The 19,939-nt window shown below is 69.8% G+C and carries 16 protein-coding genes and 1 tRNA gene; 12 read left to right on the forward strand and 5 right to left on the reverse strand.

Annotated features, from left to right (window positions below):
• Positions 1 to 181 precede the first annotated feature (181 nt).
• The 5 genes from lexA to H149_RS0114120 all read left to right on the forward strand — a co-directional run bounded on the left by lexA (position 182) and on the right by H149_RS0114120 (position 6,145).
• Positions 182 to 811 (forward strand): transcriptional repressor LexA, encoded by a 630-nt coding sequence (lexA, locus tag H149_RS0114100; protein WP_020650412.1) that lies wholly within the window; start codon positions 182 to 184, stop codon positions 809 to 811.
• 7 nt (positions 812 to 818) lie between these two features.
• Positions 819 to 1,427, forward strand: a complete 609-nt coding sequence (gene imuA, locus H149_RS0114105; protein ID WP_020650413.1) for a translesion DNA synthesis-associated protein ImuA — start codon at positions 819 to 821, stop codon at positions 1,425 to 1,427.
• 7 nt (positions 1,428 to 1,434) lie between these two features.
• A complete protein-coding gene (locus H149_RS21105; protein ID WP_020650414.1) occupies positions 1,435 to 2,832 on the forward strand; it encodes a Y-family DNA polymerase in 1,398 nt (465 codons plus the stop codon).
• A gap of 2 nt (positions 2,833 to 2,834) precedes the next feature.
• Positions 2,835 to 5,975, forward strand: a complete 3,141-nt coding sequence (locus H149_RS0114115; protein WP_020650415.1) for an error-prone DNA polymerase — start codon at positions 2,835 to 2,837, stop codon at positions 5,973 to 5,975.
• 94 nt (positions 5,976 to 6,069) lie between these two features.
• Positions 6,070 to 6,145, forward strand: a tRNA-Thr gene (locus H149_RS0114120).
• Between the two features lie 68 nt (positions 6,146 to 6,213).
• Here the strand turns inward: H149_RS0114120 and H149_RS0114125 are convergent.
• The 5 genes from H149_RS0114125 to H149_RS0114145 form a co-directional block, all read right to left on the reverse strand.
• Entirely contained in the window at positions 6,214 to 6,954 is a 741-nt protein-coding gene (locus H149_RS0114125) for an SDR family NAD(P)-dependent oxidoreductase (RefSeq protein WP_020650416.1), read from the reverse strand.
• A gap of 82 nt (positions 6,955 to 7,036) precedes the next feature.
• A complete protein-coding gene (locus H149_RS0114130) occupies positions 7,037 to 8,683 on the reverse strand; it encodes an EAL domain-containing protein (RefSeq protein WP_020650417.1) in 1,647 nt (548 codons plus the stop codon).
• 28 nt (positions 8,684 to 8,711) lie between these two features.
• Positions 8,712 to 9,401, reverse strand: a complete 690-nt coding sequence (locus tag H149_RS0114135; protein ID WP_020650418.1) for an HAD family hydrolase — start codon at positions 9,399 to 9,401, stop codon at positions 8,712 to 8,714.
• Positions 9,398 to 10,138: a bifunctional 2-polyprenyl-6-hydroxyphenol methylase/3-demethylubiquinol 3-O-methyltransferase UbiG gene (gene ubiG / locus H149_RS0114140; protein ID WP_020650419.1), complete on the reverse strand. Its 741-nt coding sequence runs from the start codon at positions 10,136 to 10,138 to the stop codon at positions 9,398 to 9,400. The genes H149_RS0114135 and ubiG overlap by 4 nt, the downstream gene beginning before the upstream one ends.
• On the reverse strand, positions 10,135 to 11,448 hold the full coding sequence (locus tag H149_RS0114145) for a TRZ/ATZ family hydrolase (RefSeq protein ID WP_020650420.1): 1,314 nt from the start codon (positions 11,446 to 11,448) through the stop codon (positions 10,135 to 10,137). Before H149_RS0114145 ends, ubiG begins: the two co-directional genes overlap by 4 nt.
• A gap of 57 nt (positions 11,449 to 11,505) precedes the next feature.
• On the opposite strand from H149_RS0114145, the gene mtnA reads away from it, so the two are divergent.
• From mtnA to pheA, 7 genes are all read left to right on the forward strand, one after another.
• Positions 11,506 to 12,534, forward strand: coding sequence for an S-methyl-5-thioribose-1-phosphate isomerase (gene mtnA, locus H149_RS0114150; protein WP_039749055.1), 1,029 nt, complete (start codon positions 11,506 to 11,508; stop codon positions 12,532 to 12,534).
• Positions 12,535 to 12,748: 214 nt separating this feature from the next.
• Positions 12,749 to 15,484, forward strand: a complete 2,736-nt coding sequence (gene gyrA / locus H149_RS0114155) for a DNA gyrase subunit A (RefSeq protein WP_020650422.1) — start codon at positions 12,749 to 12,751, stop codon at positions 15,482 to 15,484.
• A gap of 85 nt (positions 15,485 to 15,569) precedes the next feature.
• Complete coding sequence (locus H149_RS0114160) at positions 15,570 to 15,821, forward strand: ribbon-helix-helix domain-containing protein (RefSeq protein WP_020650423.1); 252 nt, start codon at positions 15,570 to 15,572, stop codon at positions 15,819 to 15,821.
• On the forward strand, positions 15,818 to 16,216 hold the full coding sequence (locus tag H149_RS0114165) for a PIN domain-containing protein (protein ID WP_020650424.1): 399 nt from the start codon (positions 15,818 to 15,820) through the stop codon (positions 16,214 to 16,216). The genes H149_RS0114160 and H149_RS0114165 overlap by 4 nt, the downstream gene beginning before the upstream one ends.
• Before the next feature lie 136 nt (positions 16,217 to 16,352).
• Positions 16,353 to 17,435 carry a 3-phosphoserine/phosphohydroxythreonine transaminase gene (gene serC / locus H149_RS0114170; RefSeq protein ID WP_026353180.1) on the forward strand — a complete coding sequence of 361 codons (1,083 nt, stop codon included), beginning with the start codon at positions 16,353 to 16,355 and terminating at the stop codon, positions 17,433 to 17,435.
• Positions 17,436 to 17,540: 105 nt separating this feature from the next.
• On the forward strand, positions 17,541 to 18,716 hold the full coding sequence (locus H149_RS0114175; protein WP_020650426.1) for a phosphoglycerate dehydrogenase: 1,176 nt from the start codon (positions 17,541 to 17,543) through the stop codon (positions 18,714 to 18,716).
• A 112-nt stretch (positions 18,717 to 18,828) separates the two neighbouring features.
• Entirely contained in the window at positions 18,829 to 19,935 is a 1,107-nt protein-coding gene (pheA, locus tag H149_RS0114180; protein WP_020650427.1) for a prephenate dehydratase, read from the forward strand.
• The last annotated feature ends 4 nt before the right edge of the window (positions 19,936 to 19,939 follow it).

Genomic DNA, 19,939 nt, shown 5'->3' on the forward strand with positions numbered 1-19,939 from the left:
AAAAGCCCACGCATCGCGTGGGCTTTTTCGTTGGGGTGCCGCGCCAGCCGGCCCGCAATCCCGGGCCGCCGCGGCCAGCCGCCAGATGGTTTGCGTGGCGGCGAGGAGGGTGGCTGTATGGATTTACAGTCGTCGGTCCGATCGAATACTGTATGTGCATACAGTTATTCGGGCTTCCGACATGGACCTGACGCCGCGCCAGGCTGAAATCCTCGCCTTCATCCGCCGCCATTGTGTCGAGCACGGCCTGCCGCCGACGCGGGCCGAGATCGTCACCGCCTTCGACTTCCGTTCGCCGACGGCGGCCGACGACCACTTGCGCGCGCTGGCGCGCAAGGGCGCGATCGAACTGCGGCCGGGCGTATCGCGCGGCATTCGCGTGCTCGAACCGGAAGATCCGCCGGAAGCGGCGAACGACGGCGTGCCGCTGGTCGGCCGTGTCGCCGCCGGCCTGCCGATGCTGGCGACCGAGAGCGTCGAGGGCTGGTACAAGCTCGACCGGCGCATGTTCGCCGCCGAGCCGGATTTCCTGCTGCGCGTGCAGGGCTGGTCGATGCGCGATGCCGGCATCCTGCCGGGCGACCTGCTCGCCGTGCAGCGCCGGGCCACGGCGCGCAACGGCGAGATCGTCGTCGCCCGCATCGGCGACGAGGTCACCGTCAAGCGCTTCGAGCGGCGCGGCGATCTCGTGCGCCTGCTCGCCGCCAATCCGGATTTCGCGCCGATCCGCATCGACCTGAGTCGCGAGGAGCTGGTCATCGAGGGCCGCGTCGTCGGCTTGGTCCGCAATGGCGGCTTCGGCATTTCCTGAACGGGCGATGCGTGCGCCCTTGCCCGACGCACTGCTGCGCGACGCGCGGCTCTGGCGCGGCAACGGTCAGGCGCCGCTGCGCGCCGAGCCGACCGGTCACGCCGCGCTCGACGCCCTGCTGCCGGGCGGCGGCTGGCCCTGTGCGGCACTCAGCGAGATCGTCTATCCGGCGCCCGGGGTCGGCGAACTGCAGCTGGCGATGCCGCTGCTCGTGCGTCTGGCGCGCGCGGAGCGGGCGCTGGCGATGGTCGCGCCGCCGCATCTGCCGTACGCGCCGGGGCTGGTGCAGCAGGGGCTGGCGACGCAGCGCCTGCTGGTCGTCGACACGCACGACGAGACCGACGCGCTGTGGGCGGCCGAGGAACTGCTGCGCGCCCGGGCCGGCGCCGTGCTGCTGTGGCAGGACGCGATCGCGCCGACCGCGCAGCGGCGCCTGCAGCTCGCCGCCGAGCACGGCGGCGGCTTCGCCCTGGTCTATCGGCGCGCCGCGCGCCGCGATGCCGCGTCGGTCGCGGCGCTGCGGCTCGGCATCGAGCGCGTCGCCGGATCGGCGCGCGTCGAGGTGCTGAAGTGCCGCGGTGCCCGGCCGGATCGGGCCTGCGCGATCGCCGCATGAGGCGCGCATGCTCTGGCTCTGCCTGCATTTCCCGCGTCTGCCGGCCGAGGCGCTCGGCCTGCGCGATCCCTTCGACGTCGTCACCGAGCAGCGCGGTGCCAGCCGCTGGCTGATCACGGCCGGACCGAACGTCGCCGCCGGCATGCCGCTCGGCACCGCGCTGTCGCTGCAGCCCTTGCTGCGTCCGCAGCCGCGCCACGCGCGCGCCGAGCGCGCGGCGCTGCTCGGTCTGGCCTACCGGCTTTATCACTACGGCAGCCCGGTGCATCTGGAGATCCGCCAATTCGCCGAGAGTGGCCGCGTGCCGCAGGCCCTGCTGTGGGTCGAGATCGCCGCGAGCCTGCGCCTGTTCGGCGGTTACGACGCGCTGCGCGAACGTCTTTGCGCCGAACTCGCCGAGGCCGGGCAGCAGGTGCAGCTGGCGGTGGCGCCGACGCGCGCCGCCGCGGCCCTGCTGGCCGGCCTCGGCGACGCTATGCCGATCCGTGGGCCGGATGCGCTCGAACGCCGGCTCGCCGGACTGCCGGTGACGGCGCTGCCGTGGCCGGGCGCCGAGCTCGAAGCCCTGCACGGCGTCGGCCTGCGCCGGCTCGGCGAGCTGCGCGCGCTGCCGCGCGCCGCGTTCGCGCGCCGCTTCGGCGCCGGGCGCTTGCTCGAACTCGATCGCCTGTACGGTCAGGCCGCCGAGCCGGCCGAGGCGATCATGCCGCCGCCCCGGTTTCACCGTCGCTTCGAGCTGGCCGGCGAGATCGAGCAGGTCGAGCCGCTGCTGTTCCCGCTGCGCCGCCTGGCCTACGAGCTGCAGGCCTGGCTGCGCGCGCGCGACGTGACGCTGCGCGAGGTCCGGCTCGAGGCGCTGCACGCGCAGCGCCGGCGTACGCGCTTCACGCTGCGTTTCCTCGATGCGCACCGCGACGGCGCGCGCATTCTCGGCGGCCTGCAGGAAAGGCTCGCCCGCGAGCCGCTGCCGGCGGCGGTGCGGGCGCTCGAACTGCAGGCGACCGAACTCGCCGATGCCTGCGCGGTGCAGGCGGATCTGTTCGCGCGCAGCGACGGGCAGGGTGAGTGGACGGCCGCGGTCGAGCGCATCGCCGCGCGTCTCGGCGCGCCTGCGGTATGGACGCCGGCGCCGCAGGCCGACCATCGCCCGGAGCGGGCCTGGCGCAGCAGCGACGGCGCGGGCGAAGCGGTCACGCCGCGGCAGCGACCGCTGTGGCTGCTGCAGCGGCCGCTGCCGCTGCCGGCGATGCCGGCGCCGCCGGCCGCGATCGAGCGCATCGAAAGCGGCTGGTGGGACGGCGACGACCAGCGCCGCGACTATGGCGTGACCGAGTGGCAGGGCCAGCGTGCCTGGGTCTTCCGCACGCCGGACGGCCGCTGGTTCCTGCACGGGCTCTGGGGCTGAACATGGGCTACGCGGAACTGCACGCGGTGTCGGCGTTCAGCTTTCAGCGCGGCGCCTCGCTGCCGCAGGAGCTGATGATGCAGGCCAGCGCGCTCGGCTATGCGGCGCTGGCCCTGACCGACGAGTGCTCGATGGCCGGCGTCGTGCGTGCGTACGACGCCCAGAAGCGCCTGCGCGAGGAAGGCGCGCCCGTGCCCGAGTTGCTGATCGGCAGCGAGCTGAACACCGCGGACGGCCTGCGCTGCGTCGCCCTCGCCGAATCGTCGCGCGGCTATGCCAATCTGTGCCGCGCGATCACGCAGGCGCGCCGTGCCGGCGACAAGGGCCGTTACCGGCTGGCGCGCGAGGATCTCGCCGCCCTCGACGCATGCTGCCTGCTGTGGCTGCCCGGCGATGGCGACGACGACGAATCGCTGGTCTGGCTGCACGAGCGTCATGCGGGCCGCGTGTGGATCGCCGTCGAGCTTCATCGCGACGGCGAGGACGCGCGCAAGCTGGCGCGCCTGCAGGCGCTGGGCCGGCGCCACGGGCTGCCATTGGTGGCGAGCGGCGACGTGCACATGCACGTCGCGCGGCGCCGTGCGCTGCAGGACGTGATGACGGCGCTGCGCCACCATCTGCCGGTGGCGCGCTGCGGCCATCGCCTGTTTTCCAACGCCGAGCGTCACTTGCGCAGGCTCGACGATCTGGCTGCGCTGTATCCGCGCGCGCTGCTCGACGAGAGCCTGAACGTCGCCGCGCGCTGCCGCTTCCGCATCGAGTCGGTGAAGTACCGCTATCCGAAGGAAATCGTCGGCGCCGGCCATACGCCGACCAGCTGGCTGCGCCAGCTGGTCGAAACGCGGATTCCCACGCGCTGGCCGGACGGCTGTCCGGCCAAGGTGAGGGCGACGATCGAGCACGAGCTGGCGCTGATCGCGCAGAAGGAATACGAAGCCTTTTTCCTGACCGTCTACCAGATTGTCCGGTACGCGCGCGAGCGCGGCATTCTCTGCCAGGGGCGCGGCAGCGCCGCGAACTCGGTCGTCTGTTACGTGCTCGGCATCACCGAGGTCAATCCGGAGTTCAACGCGCTGCTGTTCGAGCGCTTCGTGTCGATCGAACGCGACGAGCCGCCGGACATCGACGTCGACTTCGAGCACGAGCGGCGCGAGGAGGTGATCCAGCACATCTACGCCACCTACGGGCGCGAGCGGGCGGCGCTCGCGGCGACGGTGATCGGCTACCGGCCGCGCTCGGCGCTGCGCGACGTCGGCCGCGCGCTGGAGATCGGCGCGGAGGTGATCGACCGCGTCGCCAAGTCGCTGGCCTGGTGGGACAGCCCGGACGGACTGGCGGAGCGCCTGAAAGTGGTGGGCGTCGATCCGGCGGCGCCGCGCATCCGCCTGTGGCTGCAGCTGGCCGGCGAACTACTCGAGGGCAACGGCTTTCCCCGGCATCTGTCGCAGCACGTCGGCGGCTTCGTGATTTCCGACGGACCGCTGCACGAGCTGGTGCCGGTCGAGAACGCGGCGATGACGGAGCGCACGATCATCCAGTGGGACAAGGACGATCTGGAATCGCTGAACCTGCTGAAGGTCGACGTGCTGGCGCTGGGCATGCTCAGCGCGCTGCGGCGCATGTTCGAGCACCTGCGCGAGTTCGGCGACACCTCGGTCGACTACCGCTCGATCCAGGACCGGGGCTACGACGCCGACGCGCCGACCCGGCAGACCTACGAGATGGTGTCGGCGGCGCAGACCGTCGGCGTGTTCCAGATCGAATCGCGCGCGCAGATGACGATGCTGCCGCGGCTGCGGCCGAAGACCCTGTACGACCTGACGGTGCAGGTCGCGATCGTGCGGCCGGGACCGATCCAGGGCGGCATGGTCCATCCGTACCTGAGGCAGCGGCACATGAATCCGGACGACATCCAGTATCCCCTGGGCAGGGACGATCCGATCCGGGGCGTGCTGGGGCGCACCTCCGGCGTGCCGATCTTCCAGGAGCAGGTGATGCAGATCGCGATGGTCGCCGCCGGCTTTTCGGCGAGCCGGGCCGACGCGCTGCGCCGGGCGATGGCGGCGTGGAAGCGCAACGGCCACGTCGACCGCTTCCGCGACGAGCTGATGAGCGGCATGAAAAAAAACGGCTACGACGATGCGTATGCCGCGCGCATCTTCAAGCAGATCGAAGGCTTCGGCTCCTACGGCTTTCCGGAGAGCCATGCGGCGAGCTTCGCGCTGCTCGCCTACAAATCGGCCTGGCTCAAGCGCCACCGCCCGGCGGCGTTCATCTGCGGACTGATCAACGCGCAGCCGATGGGCTTCTATCCGGTGTCGATGCTGGTCGCCGAAGCGCGGCGGATGGAGGTCGAGGTGCGCCCGGTCGACGTGCAGACGAGCCGCTGGGACTGCCATCTGGAGCGCGATGCGCGCGGGCGGGCGGCGATCCGGCTCGGCCTGCGTCTGGTCAAGGGCTGCGGCGAGGCGCCGGCGCTGCGTCTCGTCGCGGCGCGCGCGCACGGCGCGTTCCGCGACGTCGACGATCTGGCCCGGCGCGCGGTGCTGACGGGGCGCGAGCTCGATCTGCTGGCCGGCGCCGACGCGCTGGCCGCGCTCGCCGGCCATCGCTTCCAGGCGCGCTGGCAGGCGCGCGGACATGCGCGGCTCGAAGGCCTGCTGCGCGATGCCGCGCTGCCGGACGAGGCGGCATCGCTGCGCGCGCCGAGCGAGGGCGAGGCGGTCTACGCCGACTATCGTGCGACCGAGCTGAGCCTGCGCCGCCATCCGGCGGCGCTGCTGCGCGAGCGGCTCGAGCGGCAGCGCATCGTGCCCAATCACGCGCTGCGCGAGCGGACGGACGGCGAGGCGGTGCGCGTCGCCGGCATGGTGATGTTCCGCCAGCGGCCGGGTTCGGCGAGCGGCACGATGTTCCTCACGCTCGAGGACGAGACCGGCGTGGTCAATCTGATCGTGCGTCCGGCGCTGATCGAGGCGCAGCGCGAGATCGTCGTCGGCGGCCGCTTCCTGCTGGCCCGCGGCCGCCTGCAGAAGCAGGGCTCGGAGGCCGACGGCTGGGTGATTCATGTCGTCGCCGAGGCTTTCGCCGACCGTTCGCACTGGATCGACGGCCTGCCGTACCTGTCGCGCGATTTCCACTGAGCGCGATCGAGTGCGACGGCGCCGCAGGGCTTCCACACTTTCTGTGCCGCCGGCATTGTTCATGGGCGACGCTCCCCCTATAATCGCGCCCCTTGCCGAAATAGCTCAGTCGGTAGAGCGACTGATTCGTAATCAGTAGGTCGCAGGTTCGATTCCTGTTTTCGGCACCAGGCTGCAACGAAAAACCCCGCCTTCCGGCGGGGTTTTTCGTTTGGGCGCGTCCGCCGCGGACCAGCGGCTATAGGCGCTGGCCGCTGGTGCCGCGGCTGTCGGGGCCGAGCAGCCACAGCAGCGCCGGCGTCGCGGCGTCCGGCAGCGGCGAGCGTTCGATCGGTTCGCCCGGATAACCCTTCAGGCGCGTGCCGCTGCGCATCGGTCCGGGGTCGTAGGTGTTGACGCGCAGGTGCGGATTGGCGCGCAGCTCGGCGGCCCAGATCTGCGCCATCTGCTCGACGCCGGCCTTGGCGACGGCGTAGGCGCCGCCGAACGCGCGCGCTTCGCGGCCCTGGCGGTCGCTGACGAACACGATCGACGCGTCCGGCGCCCGGCCGAGCAGCGGCAGGCAGTGGCGCGTCAGCGCGAACGCGGCGGTCAGATTGACCTGCAGGCTCTCGATCCATTCCTTCGGCTCGACGTCGTACAGCGGCGTGTAGGCCTTGAAGTGGGCGGCGCAGTGCAGCAGGCCGTCGAGGCGGCCGAACTCGCGCTCGATCGTGCTCGCCAGTTCGAAGTAGTCGGCCCAGGTCGCGCCGGCGAGGTTCATCGGATAGATCGCCGCCGCGCCGCCGGCGGCGCCGATCTCGTCGTAGACGGCTTCGAGCTTGGCCACCGTGCGGCCGAGCAGGATCACCGTCGCGCCATGGCGGGCGCAGGCCAGCGCCGCGGCCCGGCCGAGACCGTCACCGGCGCCGGTGATGAGCAGGTGGCGGCCCTGCAGCAGATCGGAAGCGGGTGTGTACGAGGCGGGCAGGGCGGACATGGCGGCGGATGGGGGTCGGGAAGGAAAGGCGTCGCGCGGCGGCGGCGACGCCGGGAGGTCAGCGTGTGGCAGGACGCGCCATTCAGCGCATGCCGGCCTGCAGCCAGCGTTCGACGGCTTGCGGCGTCAGCGCCGGCCGGTAGGCGCGACCTTCGGCGTAGTCGCCGCCGAGCTGTTCAATCAGCGCGCGCTCCGCTTCGTGGTCGACGCCGGCGTAGACGATGCGCAGTCGCAGCATGCGCGTCAGCTCGACGAGCTTGCGCAAGGCGTCGCGGACCAGCGGTTCCGCGCCGGAGCGCCTGATCAGCGCCGGCGCGAAGCGGTATTCGTCGAGCGGATGATAGAGCGCGGTCAGGGCCGAGGCGCCGGGCTCGCCGACGCCGTCGAGGCACAGCGCCACGCCGGCCTGGCGCAGCGCGGCGAGCTGCGTGCGCTGTGCGTCGCCGGCCAGCGCCAGCGCGCGTTCGCCGATCTCGAGCACCAGCGCCGAGCCCGGCAGATCGTGCGAGTGCAGCATGCGCTGGATCAGGTCCTCGAAGCCGAGCTCGCGCACCGCGGCGTCCGGCAGGCGCAGCACCAGCTGCAGCTGCGGCGCGCCGCTGGCGCGCCAGGCCGACAGGCGCGCGAGGCCTTCGCGCAGCAGCCAGGTCGTCAGGCCATGGATCAGGCTGACGCGATCCGGCAGATGCAGGAAATCGGCCTCGCCGAGACGACCGCGGCGCGGATGTTCCCAGTACGGCAGCAGGCGCACGCGCGGCGGCAGGCCGGCGCGCAGCGGCGTCTGCAGCTGGTAGTCGTCGCCGAGCCCTTCGTTGTAGAGCGCGCCGTGCAGCTCGGCCGACAGGCGCGAGGCCTCGGTGCGGGCGTCATCGAGCGTCGGCTCGTAGACCAGGTAGTCGCGGCGCGCGGCGACCGCCGCGTACTTGGCGGTCTCGGCGTGGCGCAGCAGGGTCTCTGCGTTCGGGCCGTGTGCCGGATAAAGGGCGATGCCGATGCTGGCGCGCAGCGAGAAGGCGCTGCGCCCGACCGTGATCGGCACGTCGAGCGCGAGCTGCAGGCGGCTGGCGTAATGGCGCGCAGTGGTCTCGTCGCTGGCCTGCGCGACGAGGATGCCGAAGTCGTCGTGGCCGAAGTGGGCGAGCAGGTCGCCGCCACCGGTGACATTCTGCAGGCGTTCGCCGAGCTGGCCGATGTACTGGGCGGCGGCCGCCTCGCCGTGCGCCTGGGCGATCTCGTGATAGTGCTCGGTGGTCAGCACCAGCACCGCAAAGCTGCCGCTGCGCTTGCCGTCGAGGCGGTGGATCGCGGTGTTGATCGCGCCGGCCAGCGCGTGGCGGTTGGGCAGGCCGGTGGCGTGGCCGGCGACCGACTGGCGGCTCAGCTCGTACTGCAGGCGGTTGGCCTCATCGCGCAGTTCGCGGGTTTCGTCGAGCACCAGCGCGCCGGCCTGATAGGACATCACGCTGCCGATGTACTGGCCCCAGATCAGGAAGGCGATCGGCATCAGGTCCAGCGCCCACAGCGCCGGATTGTTCTGCTGCACGTCGAGCAGACCGCCGATCGTGTAATCGCCGTGCTCGTACTGGCAGCTCAGCAGGGTCGCGGCGAGGATCGCCAGCAGGGCGACGACGAGCCCCATCCACGCGTAGCGATTGGCCCGGCCGCGCAGCAGCCCTGCCATGCGGTCGAGGCTCTGCAAGCCGCTTTTGCCCGGTGATCGCCAGCTCATGAGGTTCCCGAATCCGGCCGTGCCGAGCTTAGCGGGATGCCTGCAGCCAGGCGACGATGTCGCGCGGCGTTGCGGCGATGCGTTCGGCGCCCCAGCTGGTGATCGGCCCGTCGGCGCCGAGGTAACCCCAGTCGGCGGCGATCGTCAGCATGCCGGCGGCCTGGCCGGCGACGATGTCGCGTTTGTCGTCGCCGATGTACCAGCAGGCCCGCGGCGGCAGACCGAGCAGCGCGCAGGCGCGCAGCAGCGAATCGGGCGCCGGCTTCGGGCGCGGCACCTGGTCGGCGCTGACCGCGCAGTCGGCGCGCAGCGCCAGGCCTTCGAGCAGCGGCAGCGTCAGCGCCGCGGCCTTGTTGGTGACCACGCCCCAGCGCAGGCCGGCGGCGCCGATCGCCTGCAGCAGCTCGCCCATGCCGTCGAACAAGGCCGAGTGGCGGACCAGGCGCGCGCGATAGAAGGCCAGGAAACGCTCGACGCGCGCGCCGTACTCGGCGTGCTGCGGCGTGATGCCGAGCGCCAGGCCGAGCAGACCGCGCGCGCCGGCCGAGGCGACCGGCCGGTAGTCGGCGAGCGGCAGCGGCGCCAGGCCCAGCTCCTCGCGGACCCGGTTGGCGGCGTCGCCGAGGTCGGGCGCGGTGTCGACCAGCGTGCCGTCGAGGTCGAACAGCAGCGCACGCGGCCGCACGGCGAACGCGTCCAGCGGCAGGGCGACGCTCATGCGGGCTTGCGGCAATGCATGAAGTAGTTGACGTCGATGTCGTCGGCCAGCCGCGCCGATTTCAGCAGCGGGTTGTAGCGCAGGCCCTTGATGCCGACGACCTCGAGGCCGGCGCCGCGCGCCCAGGCCGCCAGCTCCGACGGGCGGATGAACTTCTCGTAGTCGTGGGTACCGCGCGGCACCAGGTTCAGCACGTATTCGGCGCCGACCACGGCGAGCGCGAAAGCCTTGGGGCTGCGGTTGATGGTCGAGAACACCAGGTCGCCGCCGGCCCGGGCGAGGCGGGCGCAGGCGGCGATCACCGAGGCCGGGTCCGGCACGTGCTCGAGCATTTCCATGCAGCAGACCAGATCGAATGCCTGCGGCCGCTCGGCGGCCAGCGCCTCGGCGCTGATCTGCCGGTAGTCGAGCCGGAACGCCGGCGGCGTGCGGCCGGATTCGAGGGCGTGCAGGCGCGCGATGTCGATCAGCTCGCCGGCCATGTCGATGCCGAGCACTTCGGCACCTTCGGCGGCCAGCGCTTCGCTGAGCAGTCCGCCGCCGCAACCGATGTCGAGCGCGAGCTTGCCCTTGAGGCCGCCGGCGCATTGCGCGACGTAGCGCACGCGCGGCGGATTGATCTGGTGCAGCGTCGCCATTTCACCGCGCGGGTCCCACCAGCGCGAGGCGAGGCGTTCGAAGTTGGCGATTTCGCGGGCGTCGACGTTGCCGCGCTCGTGTTCGGTGGTGGCGCTCATGGACGGATCTTCTGCCGCCATTCGGCGGCCCTGGCGATGACGGCGGTTTCGTCGAGCGTCGTCAGCTGCCGCCCGCGCAGCAGCGGACGACCGGCGACGAAGACGTCGCTGACCTGATCGCGGCCGGCGGCGTAGGCGAGCTGCGACAGGACGTTGTAGACCGGCTGGGTGGCCGGAGCGTGAAGGTCGACGGCGATGAAGTCGGCCGACTTGCCGGCGACCAGCGAGCCGATTTCCTGGTCGAGCCCGAGGGCGCGGGCGCCGGCCAGCGTCGCCATGCGCAGCGCCGCCGGGGCCGCCAGCGCGCGCGTGTCGCCGCCGACCGCCTTGGCGAGCAGCGCCGCGGTGCGCAGCTCGCCGATCAGGTCGAGGTCGTTGTTGCTGGCGGCGCCGTCGGTGCCGATGCCGACGTTGGCGCCTGCCGTCAGCAGCTTGTCGACCGGGCAGAAGCCGCTGGCGAGCTTGAGGTTCGACTCCGGGCAGTGCGCGATGTGCACGCCGTACTCGGCCGCCTCGGCGATCTCGGCGTCGGTCAGCTGCGTCATGTGCACGGCGATGAAGTCAGGACCGAGCAGTTCGAGTGCCTTGAGCCGTGCCCACGGACGGCTGCCGCTCTGCTTGACCGCCTCGACGACCTCGAACTCGGTTTCATGCACATGCATGTGGATGCCGATGCCGAGTTCGTTGGCGTAGCGGCGGATCTTCTGCAGCGGCGCGTCGGACACCGTGTACGGCGCGTGCGGCGCGAAGATCGTGCGCACCAGCGGCGTGTCGCGCAGCGCGTCATGCAGCGCCAGGCCTTTGTGGATGTAGTCGTCGGCGCCGCTGCCCCAGGCGGTCGGGAAGTCGAACACGACCAGGCCGACGGTCGCGCGCAGGCCCGTTTCGCGGGCGACGCGGGCCGTCGCGTCCGGGAAGAAGTACATGTCGTTCACGCAGGTCGTGCCGCCGCGGATCATCTCGGCGAACGCCAGGCGCAGGCCGTCCTCGCAGAACGTGGCACCGACGTGCGCGCCCTCGGCCGGCCAGATGTGGTTCTGCAGCCAGTCCATCAGCGGCAGGTCGTCGGCGATGCCACGCAGCAGGCTCATCGCAGCGTGCGTGTGCAGATTGACGAGGCCCGGCAGCACGGCGTGCTGGGGCAGCGCAACGGTCTCGCGGGCCTGGTAGCGCGTCTGCGCCTCGGCCAGCGGCAGGACGGCTTCGATGCGGCCGGCGTCGACGACGAGCGCGTGCGCTTCGAGCACGACGCCTTCGGGCTCGATCGGCACGAGCCAGCGCGGCGTCACCAGCAGGTCTACGGTCTGCATGCAGTGGCGAAAGTCGGGGATGGATAGAATGTCCGTTCAAGTTTACCCGAGGCCGTCATGTCTGCCGTTGACCTTTCCGCTGTGCGCCCCGAGCCGGTGAAGCCGCTGATCTGGGAGGGCGACCACCTGCGGCTGCTCGACCAGCGCGTGCTGCCGGGCGAGCTGCGTTACCTGCGCTGCGAGAGTGCCGGCGACATTGCCGACGCGATCCACGGCATGGCGGTGCGTGGCGCGCCGGCGATCGGCATCGCTGCCGCCTATGGCATGGTGCTGGCGCTGCGCGCTGATCCGGACGGCGTGCAGCGCGCCTTCGACCTGCTCGCCGCATCGCGGCCGACCGCCGTGAATCTGCGCTGGGCGCTGGAGCGCATGCGCGGCCTGTGGCTGGAGCGCCCGGACCTCGCCGCGCTCGAAGCCGAGGCGGTGAAGATCCACGACGAGGATCTGGCGCAGAACCTGAAAATGGGTGCGTTCGGCGCGGCCCTGATCGGTTCGAACGCGAGCGTCATCACCCATTGCAACACCGGCGCGCTGGCGACCGGCGGGCACGGCACGGCGCTCGGCGTGATCCGCAGCGCCTACGCGCTGAATCGCATCGCCCGCGTCTACAACACCGAGACGCGGCCGTGGCTGCAGGGCGCGCGGCTGACAGCCTGGGAGCTGCAGCAGGAAGGCATTCCGGCCAAGCTGATCGCCGACGGCGCCGCCGCGCACCTGATGAGCCGCGAGCAGATCGACTGGGTCATCGTCGGCGCCGACCGCATCGCCGAAAACGGCGATACCGCCAACAAGATCGGCACCTATGCGCTGGCGGTCGCCGCGCGTCGGCACGGCGTGAAGTTCATGGTGGTCGCGCCGAGCGGTACCTTCGACCTGCGCTGCCGCAGCGGCGCCGACATCCCGATCGAGGAGCGCGGGGCGGCCGAGCTCACCGAGTTTCGCGGCGTGCCGATCGCGCCGCAGGGCTACGATGCCTTCAATCCAGTGTTCGACGTCACGCCGGCCGAGCTGATCGACGCCATCGTCTGCGAGTCCGGCGTCATCGCCAGGCCGAGCCGCGAGGCCGTCCGCGCAGTGCTGGGCTGAGCCGCGCCGGCAGGCCGCCGCGGAAGCCTCGCCGGGGCCCGAAAAGCGGCGCCAAGCCCTCGTCCGTGCTAGAATTTCGCGGTCGACAAGGGCTGCATCCAGGACTGCGGATGCGACGCCTTTTCCGCGCCGAAAACGAGAGCACGACGCTGGCGGCCGCGCCGGCGCGACGCCCGGGCCTTGATCCAGGACAGACCCCGTTACAACACGCTCCATGACCGATTTCGCCAAGGAAGTTCTCAGCGTCAATCTCGAAGACGAGATGCGCCGTTCGTATCTCGACTACGCGATGAGCGTCATCGTCGGCCGCGCGCTGCCGGATGCGCGTGACGGCCTGAAGCCGGTGCACCGTCGCGTGCTGTACGCGATGAAGGAACTCGGCAACGACTACAACAAGCCGTACAAGAAGTCGGCGCGTATCGTCGGCGACGTCATCGGTAAGTACCATCCGCACGGCGACACCGCCGTCTACGACACGATGGTGCGCATGGCGCAGGATTTCTCGATGCGCTACATGCTGGTCGACGGCCAGGGCAACTTCGGCTCGATCGACGGCGACATGCCGGCGGCGATGCGTTACACCGAAGTGCGCATGTCCAAGCTCGCGCACGAGCTGCTGGCCGACATCGACAAGGAAACGGTCGATTTCCAGCCGAACTACGACAGCTCGGAAACCGAACCCTCGGTGCTGCCGACCAAGATTCCGCAGCTGCTGGTCAACGGCGCGTCCGGCATCGCCGTCGGCATGGCGACCAATATCCCGCCGCACAATCTGTCCGAGGTCATCAACGGCTGCATCGCGTTGATCGACAAGCCGGAGATCGAGCTGGCCGAGCTGATGCAGCACATCCCGGCGCCGGATTTTCCGACTGCCGGCCTGCTGCTCGACGCCGCCGGCCTGGCCGACGCCTACGCGACCGGCCGCGGGCGCATCGTCGTGCGCGGCCGCACGCACTTCGAGGACATTGGCCACGACAAGCAAGCGATCATCGTCACCGAGTTGCCGTACCAGGTGAACAAGGCGCGCCTGCTCGAGAAGATCGCCGAGCTGGTCAAGGACAAGAAAGTCGAGGGAATCACCGAGCTGCGCGACGAGTCGGACAAGTCCGGCATGCGCATGGTGATCGAGCTGCGCCGCGGCGAGAACGCCGATGTGGTGCTGAATAACCTGTTCCGCCACACGCAGCTGCAGGACAGCTTCAACTTCAACATGGTGGCGCTCGACAACGGCCAGCCGCGCCTGCTGTCGCTCAAGCAACTGCTGGAGATTTTCGTCCGCCACCGCCGCGAGGTGGTGACGCGGCGCACCCGCTACCTGCTGCGCAAGGCGCGCGAGCGGGCGCACGTCTTGGAAGGCCTGTCGGTCGCGCTCGCCAACATCGACGCGATCATCGAGCTGATCCGCCGTTCGCCGTCGCCGGCCGAGGCCAAGGCCGGCCTGATGGCAGGCGTCTGGAATCCGGGCCCGGTCACGGCGATGCTGGAGCGCGCCGGCGCCGACGCCTCGCGGCCATCCGATCTCGCCGCCGAATTCGGCATCGTCGAGGGCGGCTACCGGCTGTCCGAAGCCCAGGCCCAGGCGATCCTCGACCTGCGCCTGCACCGCCTCACCGGGCTCGAGCAGGACAAGATCCATGCGGAGTTCCGCGAGCTGATCGAATCGATCCTCGATTACCTCGACATCCTCGGCTCCGAGGCGCGCCTGCTGTCGGTGATTCGCAGCGAGCTGCTCGAGATCCAGGCGCAGTACGGCGACGCGCGCCGTACCGAGATCACCGACGCGGCGCTGAACATCGCGCACGAGGATCTGATCGTGCCGAAGGACATGGTCGTGACGCTCTCGCACGAGGGTTACGTCAAGGCCGTGGCCCTCGACGAATATCAGGCCCAGAAGCGTGGCGGCCGCGGCAAGATTGCGGCGACCACCAAGGAAGAGGATTTCGTCGACCGCCTGTGGGTCGCGCACTCGCACGACACGCTGCTGTGCTTCTCCAGCCTCGGCAAGTGCTACAAGCTGCGCGTGTTCGAGCTGCCGAGCGGCTCGCGCGGCTCGCGTGGCAAGCCGTTCAACAACATGCTGCCGCTCGAAGCCGGCGAGAAGATCAACGCCGTGCTGCCGATCAAGAGCTTCGGCGCGGCGGCCGATGCCGAGGCGGCCGAGGGCGCCGCGCCGTACATCTTCATGGCGACGCGCCGCGGCACGGTCAAGAAGACGCCGCTGGCGGCGTTCCAGAACGTGCGCAGCAACGGCATCATCGCCGTCGACCTGCGCGTCGACGACGAGCTGGTCGGGGTGGCGCTGACGCAGGGTCGGGACGACGTCATCCTGATCTCCGACGCCGGCCGTGCGATCCGCTTCGACGAGGGCGACGTGCGCGCCATGGGGCGCGGTGCGACCGGCGTGCGCGGCATGCGCTTGATCAAGACCTTTGCCGGCGGCGACGAGGCCGGTGAAGAAGTGGCGGACGAGGCGGGCGCCGAGCTTGCCGAGGGTGACGAGGCGGCCGACGCGCTGAGCGACGGGGCCCGCATCATCGCCCTGATCGTCGCCGAGGGCGGCGACATCCTGACCGTCTCGGAATTCGGCTACGGCAAGCGCACGCCGGTCGAGCAGTTCCCGCGCCGCGGTCGCGGCGGTCAGGGCGTGATCGCGCAATCGCTGTCGGACAAGACCGGGCGTCTGATCGGCGCCGTCACGGTCGACGACAGCCACGAGGTCATGCTGATTTCCGAAGACGGCAACCTGATCCGCTTCCGGACGACCGACGTGCGCACGATGAGCCGCAACACCCAGGGCGTGCGCCTGATGCGTCCCCAGGACGGCGACCGTCTGGTCGGCATCGACCGCATCCTGGCCGAAGACGACGACAGCCTGCCGGCGCTCGCGGTGCCGGTCGAAAACGGCGAGGACACCGTCGGCGCTGACGACGACGAATCGGCGGGCTCGTAAAATATCGAGCATAAAGAGGGCGCTGCGGCGCCTTTTTTATGGGCCCATATGACTAACAGGACATGTTAGGTTATTATTCGCGGCGATGAATTTCAGTGTCCATTTCGACGACGAGACGATCGAGCGGCTGAACCGCGCGGTGGCCCGCGTCGGCCTGACGCGCAATCGCGTGATCACGCTCGCCGTGCAGGATTGGCTGGCGCGCAATGAGGAAAAGGACTGGCCGGCGGTGCTGAAGAGCCACTTCGGCAATCCGGCGCCGGAGCTGACCGAGGAAACGCTGGACTTCCAGGCCTGGCGCGAGGCGCTGCCGGATTCGGCGCCGGTGCACTGGTGAAGTATCTGCTCGACTCCGACGTGCTCGCCGCGGCGATCAAGGGACGGTTGCCGGTCGTGCTGCGGCTGCAGGCGCTGAAGCCGAGCGACGTCGCGGTGTCGGTGCTGGGGCAGGCGGAGGCCGAGACGGCGCTTCGCCTGCAGCCGCGGGCGCAGGCGCGCTACGGCAAGTTGCTGAAGGAGTTCCTGCATTCGGTGCAGGTGCTCGGGATCGGCGCCGCCGAGGCGCAGCAGGCGGTCGTGATCGGCGCCTATCTGCAGGCAGCCGGCGAAAAGCTGGCGCCGCTGGATCTGTGGCTCGCGGCGACGGCAACGGCGCGGCAGCTGGTACTGGTGACGGACCGCGTCGCGGCTTTCGCGTCGGTGCCGAATCTCGACGTCGAGCGCTGGAGCTGAACGGGCGGGACGGCGGGAATGAGGGCCGGGCGCGCTGCGGCGGGTCGCGGCCAGGAGGGCGGACCGGGCTGGGCGCGGTCCGCCGGTATTCAGGCGGTAAACGAGTGGTTGAAGCAGGTCTTTCGAGGAAACTGAAATGAAAAGAGTCGTGAACTTCAGCGCCGGACCGGCGACGCTGCCTTTCGAAGTGCTGCAGCAGGTGCAGGCCGAGCTGCTCGACTGGCAGGGTTGCGGCATGTCGGTGATGGAAATGTCGCATCGCGACAAGGAGTTCATGAGCATCGCGCAGGCAGCGGAAGCCGATCTGCGCGAGGTCGCCGGCATTCCGGCGAACTACAAGGTGCTGTTCCTGCAGGGCGGCGCGACGGCGCAGTTCACGTTCGTGCCGATGAACCTGCTGCGCGGCAAGCAGAACGTCGATTTCGTGCTGACCGGCGACTGGGGCAAGAAGGCCGCCAAGGAAGCGGCGCGCTATGCCAAGGTCAACGTCGCCGCGAGCAGCGAAGCCGACAAGTTCACGCACATCCCGGAGCGCTCGAGCTGGAAGCTCGATACGAACGCGGCCTACGTGCACGTGACCTCGAACGAGACCATCCACGGCGTCGAGTTCGCCGCCGATCCGGACACCGGCGACGTGCCGCTGGTCGCCGACATGTCGTCGAACATGCTGTCGCGCCCGTTCGACGTGACGAAGTACGGCCTCATCTATGCCGGCGCGCAGAAGAACATCGGCCCGGCCGGCGTGACGATCGTCATCGTGCGCGACGACCTGATCGGCCAGACGCTGCCGAATACGCCGGGCATCTTCGACTACAAGCAGATGGCCGACGCCGAGTCGATGCTGAACACGCCGCCGTGCTTTGCCTGGTACGTCTCGGGTCTGGTCTTCAAGTGGATCAAGGCGCATGGCGGCCTCGCCGGCATCGGCGAGCGCAACGCCAAGAAGGCGGAGCTGCTGTATGCCTATATCGACAGCCAGGACTTCTATCGCAATCCGGTCGCCAAGGCCGATCGTTCGCGGATGAACGTGCCGTTCACGCTCGCCAATCCGGAGCTCGACGCCGAGTTCCTGAAGGGCGCCAAGGCGGCTGACCTGTCGGGCCTGAAGGGGCATCGCTCGGTCGGCGGCATGCGCGCGTCGATCTACAACGCGATGACGCTCGAAGGCGTGCAGCAGCTCGTCGACTACATGAAGGAATTCGCGCGGACGCGCGGCTGAAAAGGCGGCAATCGAGTATCGGGAATGCGGAATCGTTGCGAGACGAAACCGCTTCCCGATTCTGACGTTGGCCGTTTCCCGATCCCCAATTTCCGGTTTTAAGCCATGTTCAAAGTCCAAACCCTCAACAACATCTCCGTCAACGGGCTCGAGCGTCTGCCGCGCGACCGTTTCGAGATCGCTTCCGAGATCCAGAATCCGGACGCGATCCTCGTGCGCTCGGCCGACATGCACAAGCTGGAGATCCCGGCTTCGGTGAAGGCCATCGGCCGCGCCGGTGCCGGCACCAACAACATTCCGGTCGCGGCGATGAGCAAGCGCGGCGTGCCGGTCTTCAACGCGCCGGGTGCCAACGCCAATGCGGTCAAGGAACTTGTGCTGGCCTCGATGCTGATGACGGCGCGCAACATCCCGGCCTCGCTCGATTTCGTCAAGAAGCTCGACGGCGACGACAAGGCCATGCATGAGGCCGTCGAGGCCGGCAAGAAGAAGTTCGTCGGCTTCGAGCTGCCGGGCCGCACGCTCGGCGTGATCGGCCTCGGCGCGATCGGCGTCAAGGTCGCCAACGCCGCGCTCGAGCTCGGCATGACGGTCTACGGCTTCGATCCGGCAATGACGGTGCAGAACGCCTGGCAGCTGAACGCCGGCGTGCATCGTGCGCTGTCGGTCGATGATCTGATGTCGAAGTCGCAGTTCATCTCGGTGCATGTGCCGCTGCTCGACGCGACCCGCGGCCTGATCAACGCCGAGCGCATCCGCCTGATGAAGAAGCAGGGCGTGATTCTGAACTTCGCGCGTGACGCGATCGTCGACGAGAAGGCGGTCATCGAGGCGCTCGACGAAGGCCGCCTGCACGCCTATGCCTGCGACTTCCCGTCGAACGCGCTCAAGGGCCATCCGCGCGTGCTGGCGACCCCGCATCTCGGCGCCTCGACCGGCGAGGCCGAGGACAACTGCGCAGTGATGGTCGCCGACCAGATCCGCGAGTTCCTCGAACTCGGCACGATCCGCAATTCGGTGAACTTCCCGGAGGCGCAGATGCCCTTGCTGCCGGGCAAGACGCGCCTGTGCATCGTCAACGAGAACGTGCCGAACATGGTCGGCCAGATCTCGACGGCGCTCGCCAAGCATCACCTCAACATCGCCGACCTGCTGAACAAGTCGCGCGGCGACCTGGCGTACACGATCGCCGACCTCGATTCGGCGGTGCCCGCCGAGGTGGCCGGCGAGATCGCGGCGATTCCGGGCGTGCTGGCGACCCGCGTGATCGTGGGCCGCTGATGCCGCTCGCGCCCGGCCGCCCGGTTCGGGCGGTCGGGCGCAAGTCCCGAAGGCCGCGGATTCCCGCTAGAATCCGCGGCCTTTGCTTTTTCCGTTTCGAGACGCCCATCCGATGAAGGTGCCGCAGACCCTGGCCGAAGCGCGGTCGCAGATCGACTCGCTCGACGAGCAGATCCAGGCGCTCATTTCGCAGCGTGCGCGCATCGCGCTCGAAGTGGCGCATATCAAGCAGCGTTCCGGCGACACCGGCAATCACTATCGCCCGTCGCGCGAGGCCGAGGTGCTGCGCCGTGCGATCGAGCGCAATCACGGCCCCGACGGCGGCCCGCTGACCGACGAGACGATCGCGCGCCTGATGCGCGAGATCATGTCGGTGTGCCTGTCGCTGGAGTCGCCGCTCACCATCGCTTACCTCGGGCCCGAGGGCACGTACACGCAGGCCGCGGTGCAGAAGCATTTCGGCGACAGCGTGACGGCGCGCGCGACGCGGGCGATCGACGAGATCTTCCGCGACGTCGAGACCGGCGCCGCCGACTACGGCGTGGTGCCGGTCGCCAACTCGATCGGCGGCGTCGTCAGCAACACGCTCGATGAACTGGTGCATACCCAGCTGCGCATCTGCGGCGAGGTGACGCTGGCCGTCCACCACCAGCTGTTGTCGAAGCAGACCGAGCTCGAGTCGATCGTCAAGGTCTATTCGCACGCGCAGTCGTTCGCGCAGTGCCGCAAGTGGCTGGACGCGCATCTGCCGAAGGCCGAGCGCGAAGTGGTGTCGAGCAACGGCGAGGCCGCGCGTCGCGCGGCGGCCGAAGGCGCCGGCACCGCGGCGATCGCCTCGCTGCAGGCCGGGCGCATCAACGCGCTGAACATCCTCGCCTCGAACATCGAGGACGATCCGAGCAACACGACGCGCTTTCTCATCATCGGCAGGCATGAGCCCGCCTCGACCGGCGACGACATCAGCTCGATCGTGATGACGGCGCACCGCAATCAGCCGGGCGCGCTGTTCAAGCTGTTGCAGCCGTTCGCCGACAGCGGGCTCGATCTGACGCGCCTGGAGTCGCGGCAGGTCAAGGGCTCGGTGGTCCCGGACTACTACTTCTTCGTGGACTTCGCCGGACACGAATCGGATCCGAAGGTGCGCGAGGTGCTCGAGACCGTGCGTTCGTCGGCGGCCTTCTTCAAGATTCTCGGCTCGTATCCGCGGGCCGTCATGTAATGCG

Origin of the sequence: Solimonas variicoloris DSM 15731 (assembly GCF_000382285.1) — a bacterium.
In the GTDB taxonomy this organism is placed as follows: Bacteria; Pseudomonadota; Gammaproteobacteria; order Nevskiales; family Nevskiaceae; genus Solimonas; species Solimonas variicoloris.

Coding starts and splice junctions, on each gene's coding strand:
- H149_RS0114175 (WP_020650426.1), top strand. CDS start 17,541: ATGTTCAAAGTCCAAACCCTCAACAACATCTCCGTCAACGGGCTCGAG.
- H149_RS0114135 (WP_020650418.1), bottom strand. CDS start 9,401: ATGAGCGTCGCCCTGCCGCTGGACGCGTTCGCCGTGCGGCCGCGTGCG.
- mtnA (WP_039749055.1), top strand. CDS start 11,506: ATGTCTGCCGTTGACCTTTCCGCTGTGCGCCCCGAGCCGGTGAAGCCG.
- serC (WP_026353180.1), top strand. CDS start 16,353: ATGAAAAGAGTCGTGAACTTCAGCGCCGGACCGGCGACGCTGCCTTTC.
- H149_RS0114145 (WP_020650420.1), bottom strand. CDS start 11,448: ATGCAGACCGTAGACCTGCTGGTGACGCCGCGCTGGCTCGTGCCGATC.
- H149_RS0114130 (WP_020650417.1), bottom strand. CDS start 8,683: ATGAGCTGGCGATCACCGGGCAAAAGCGGCTTGCAGAGCCTCGACCGC.
- H149_RS0114125 (WP_020650416.1), bottom strand. CDS start 6,954: ATGTCCGCCCTGCCCGCCTCGTACACACCCGCTTCCGATCTGCTGCAG.
- ubiG (WP_020650419.1), bottom strand. CDS start 10,138: ATGAGCGCCACCACCGAACACGAGCGCGGCAACGTCGACGCCCGCGAA.
- pheA (WP_020650427.1), top strand. CDS start 18,829: ATGAAGGTGCCGCAGACCCTGGCCGAAGCGCGGTCGCAGATCGACTCG.
- H149_RS0114115 (WP_020650415.1), top strand. CDS start 2,835: ATGGGCTACGCGGAACTGCACGCGGTGTCGGCGTTCAGCTTTCAGCGC.
- lexA (WP_020650412.1), top strand. CDS start 182: ATGGACCTGACGCCGCGCCAGGCTGAAATCCTCGCCTTCATCCGCCGC.
- H149_RS0114160 (WP_020650423.1), top strand. CDS start 15,570: ATGAATTTCAGTGTCCATTTCGACGACGAGACGATCGAGCGGCTGAAC.
- H149_RS21105 (WP_020650414.1), top strand. CDS start 1,435: ATGCTCTGGCTCTGCCTGCATTTCCCGCGTCTGCCGGCCGAGGCGCTC.
- gyrA (WP_020650422.1), top strand. CDS start 12,749: ATGACCGATTTCGCCAAGGAAGTTCTCAGCGTCAATCTCGAAGACGAG.
- imuA (WP_020650413.1), top strand. CDS start 819: ATGCGTGCGCCCTTGCCCGACGCACTGCTGCGCGACGCGCGGCTCTGG.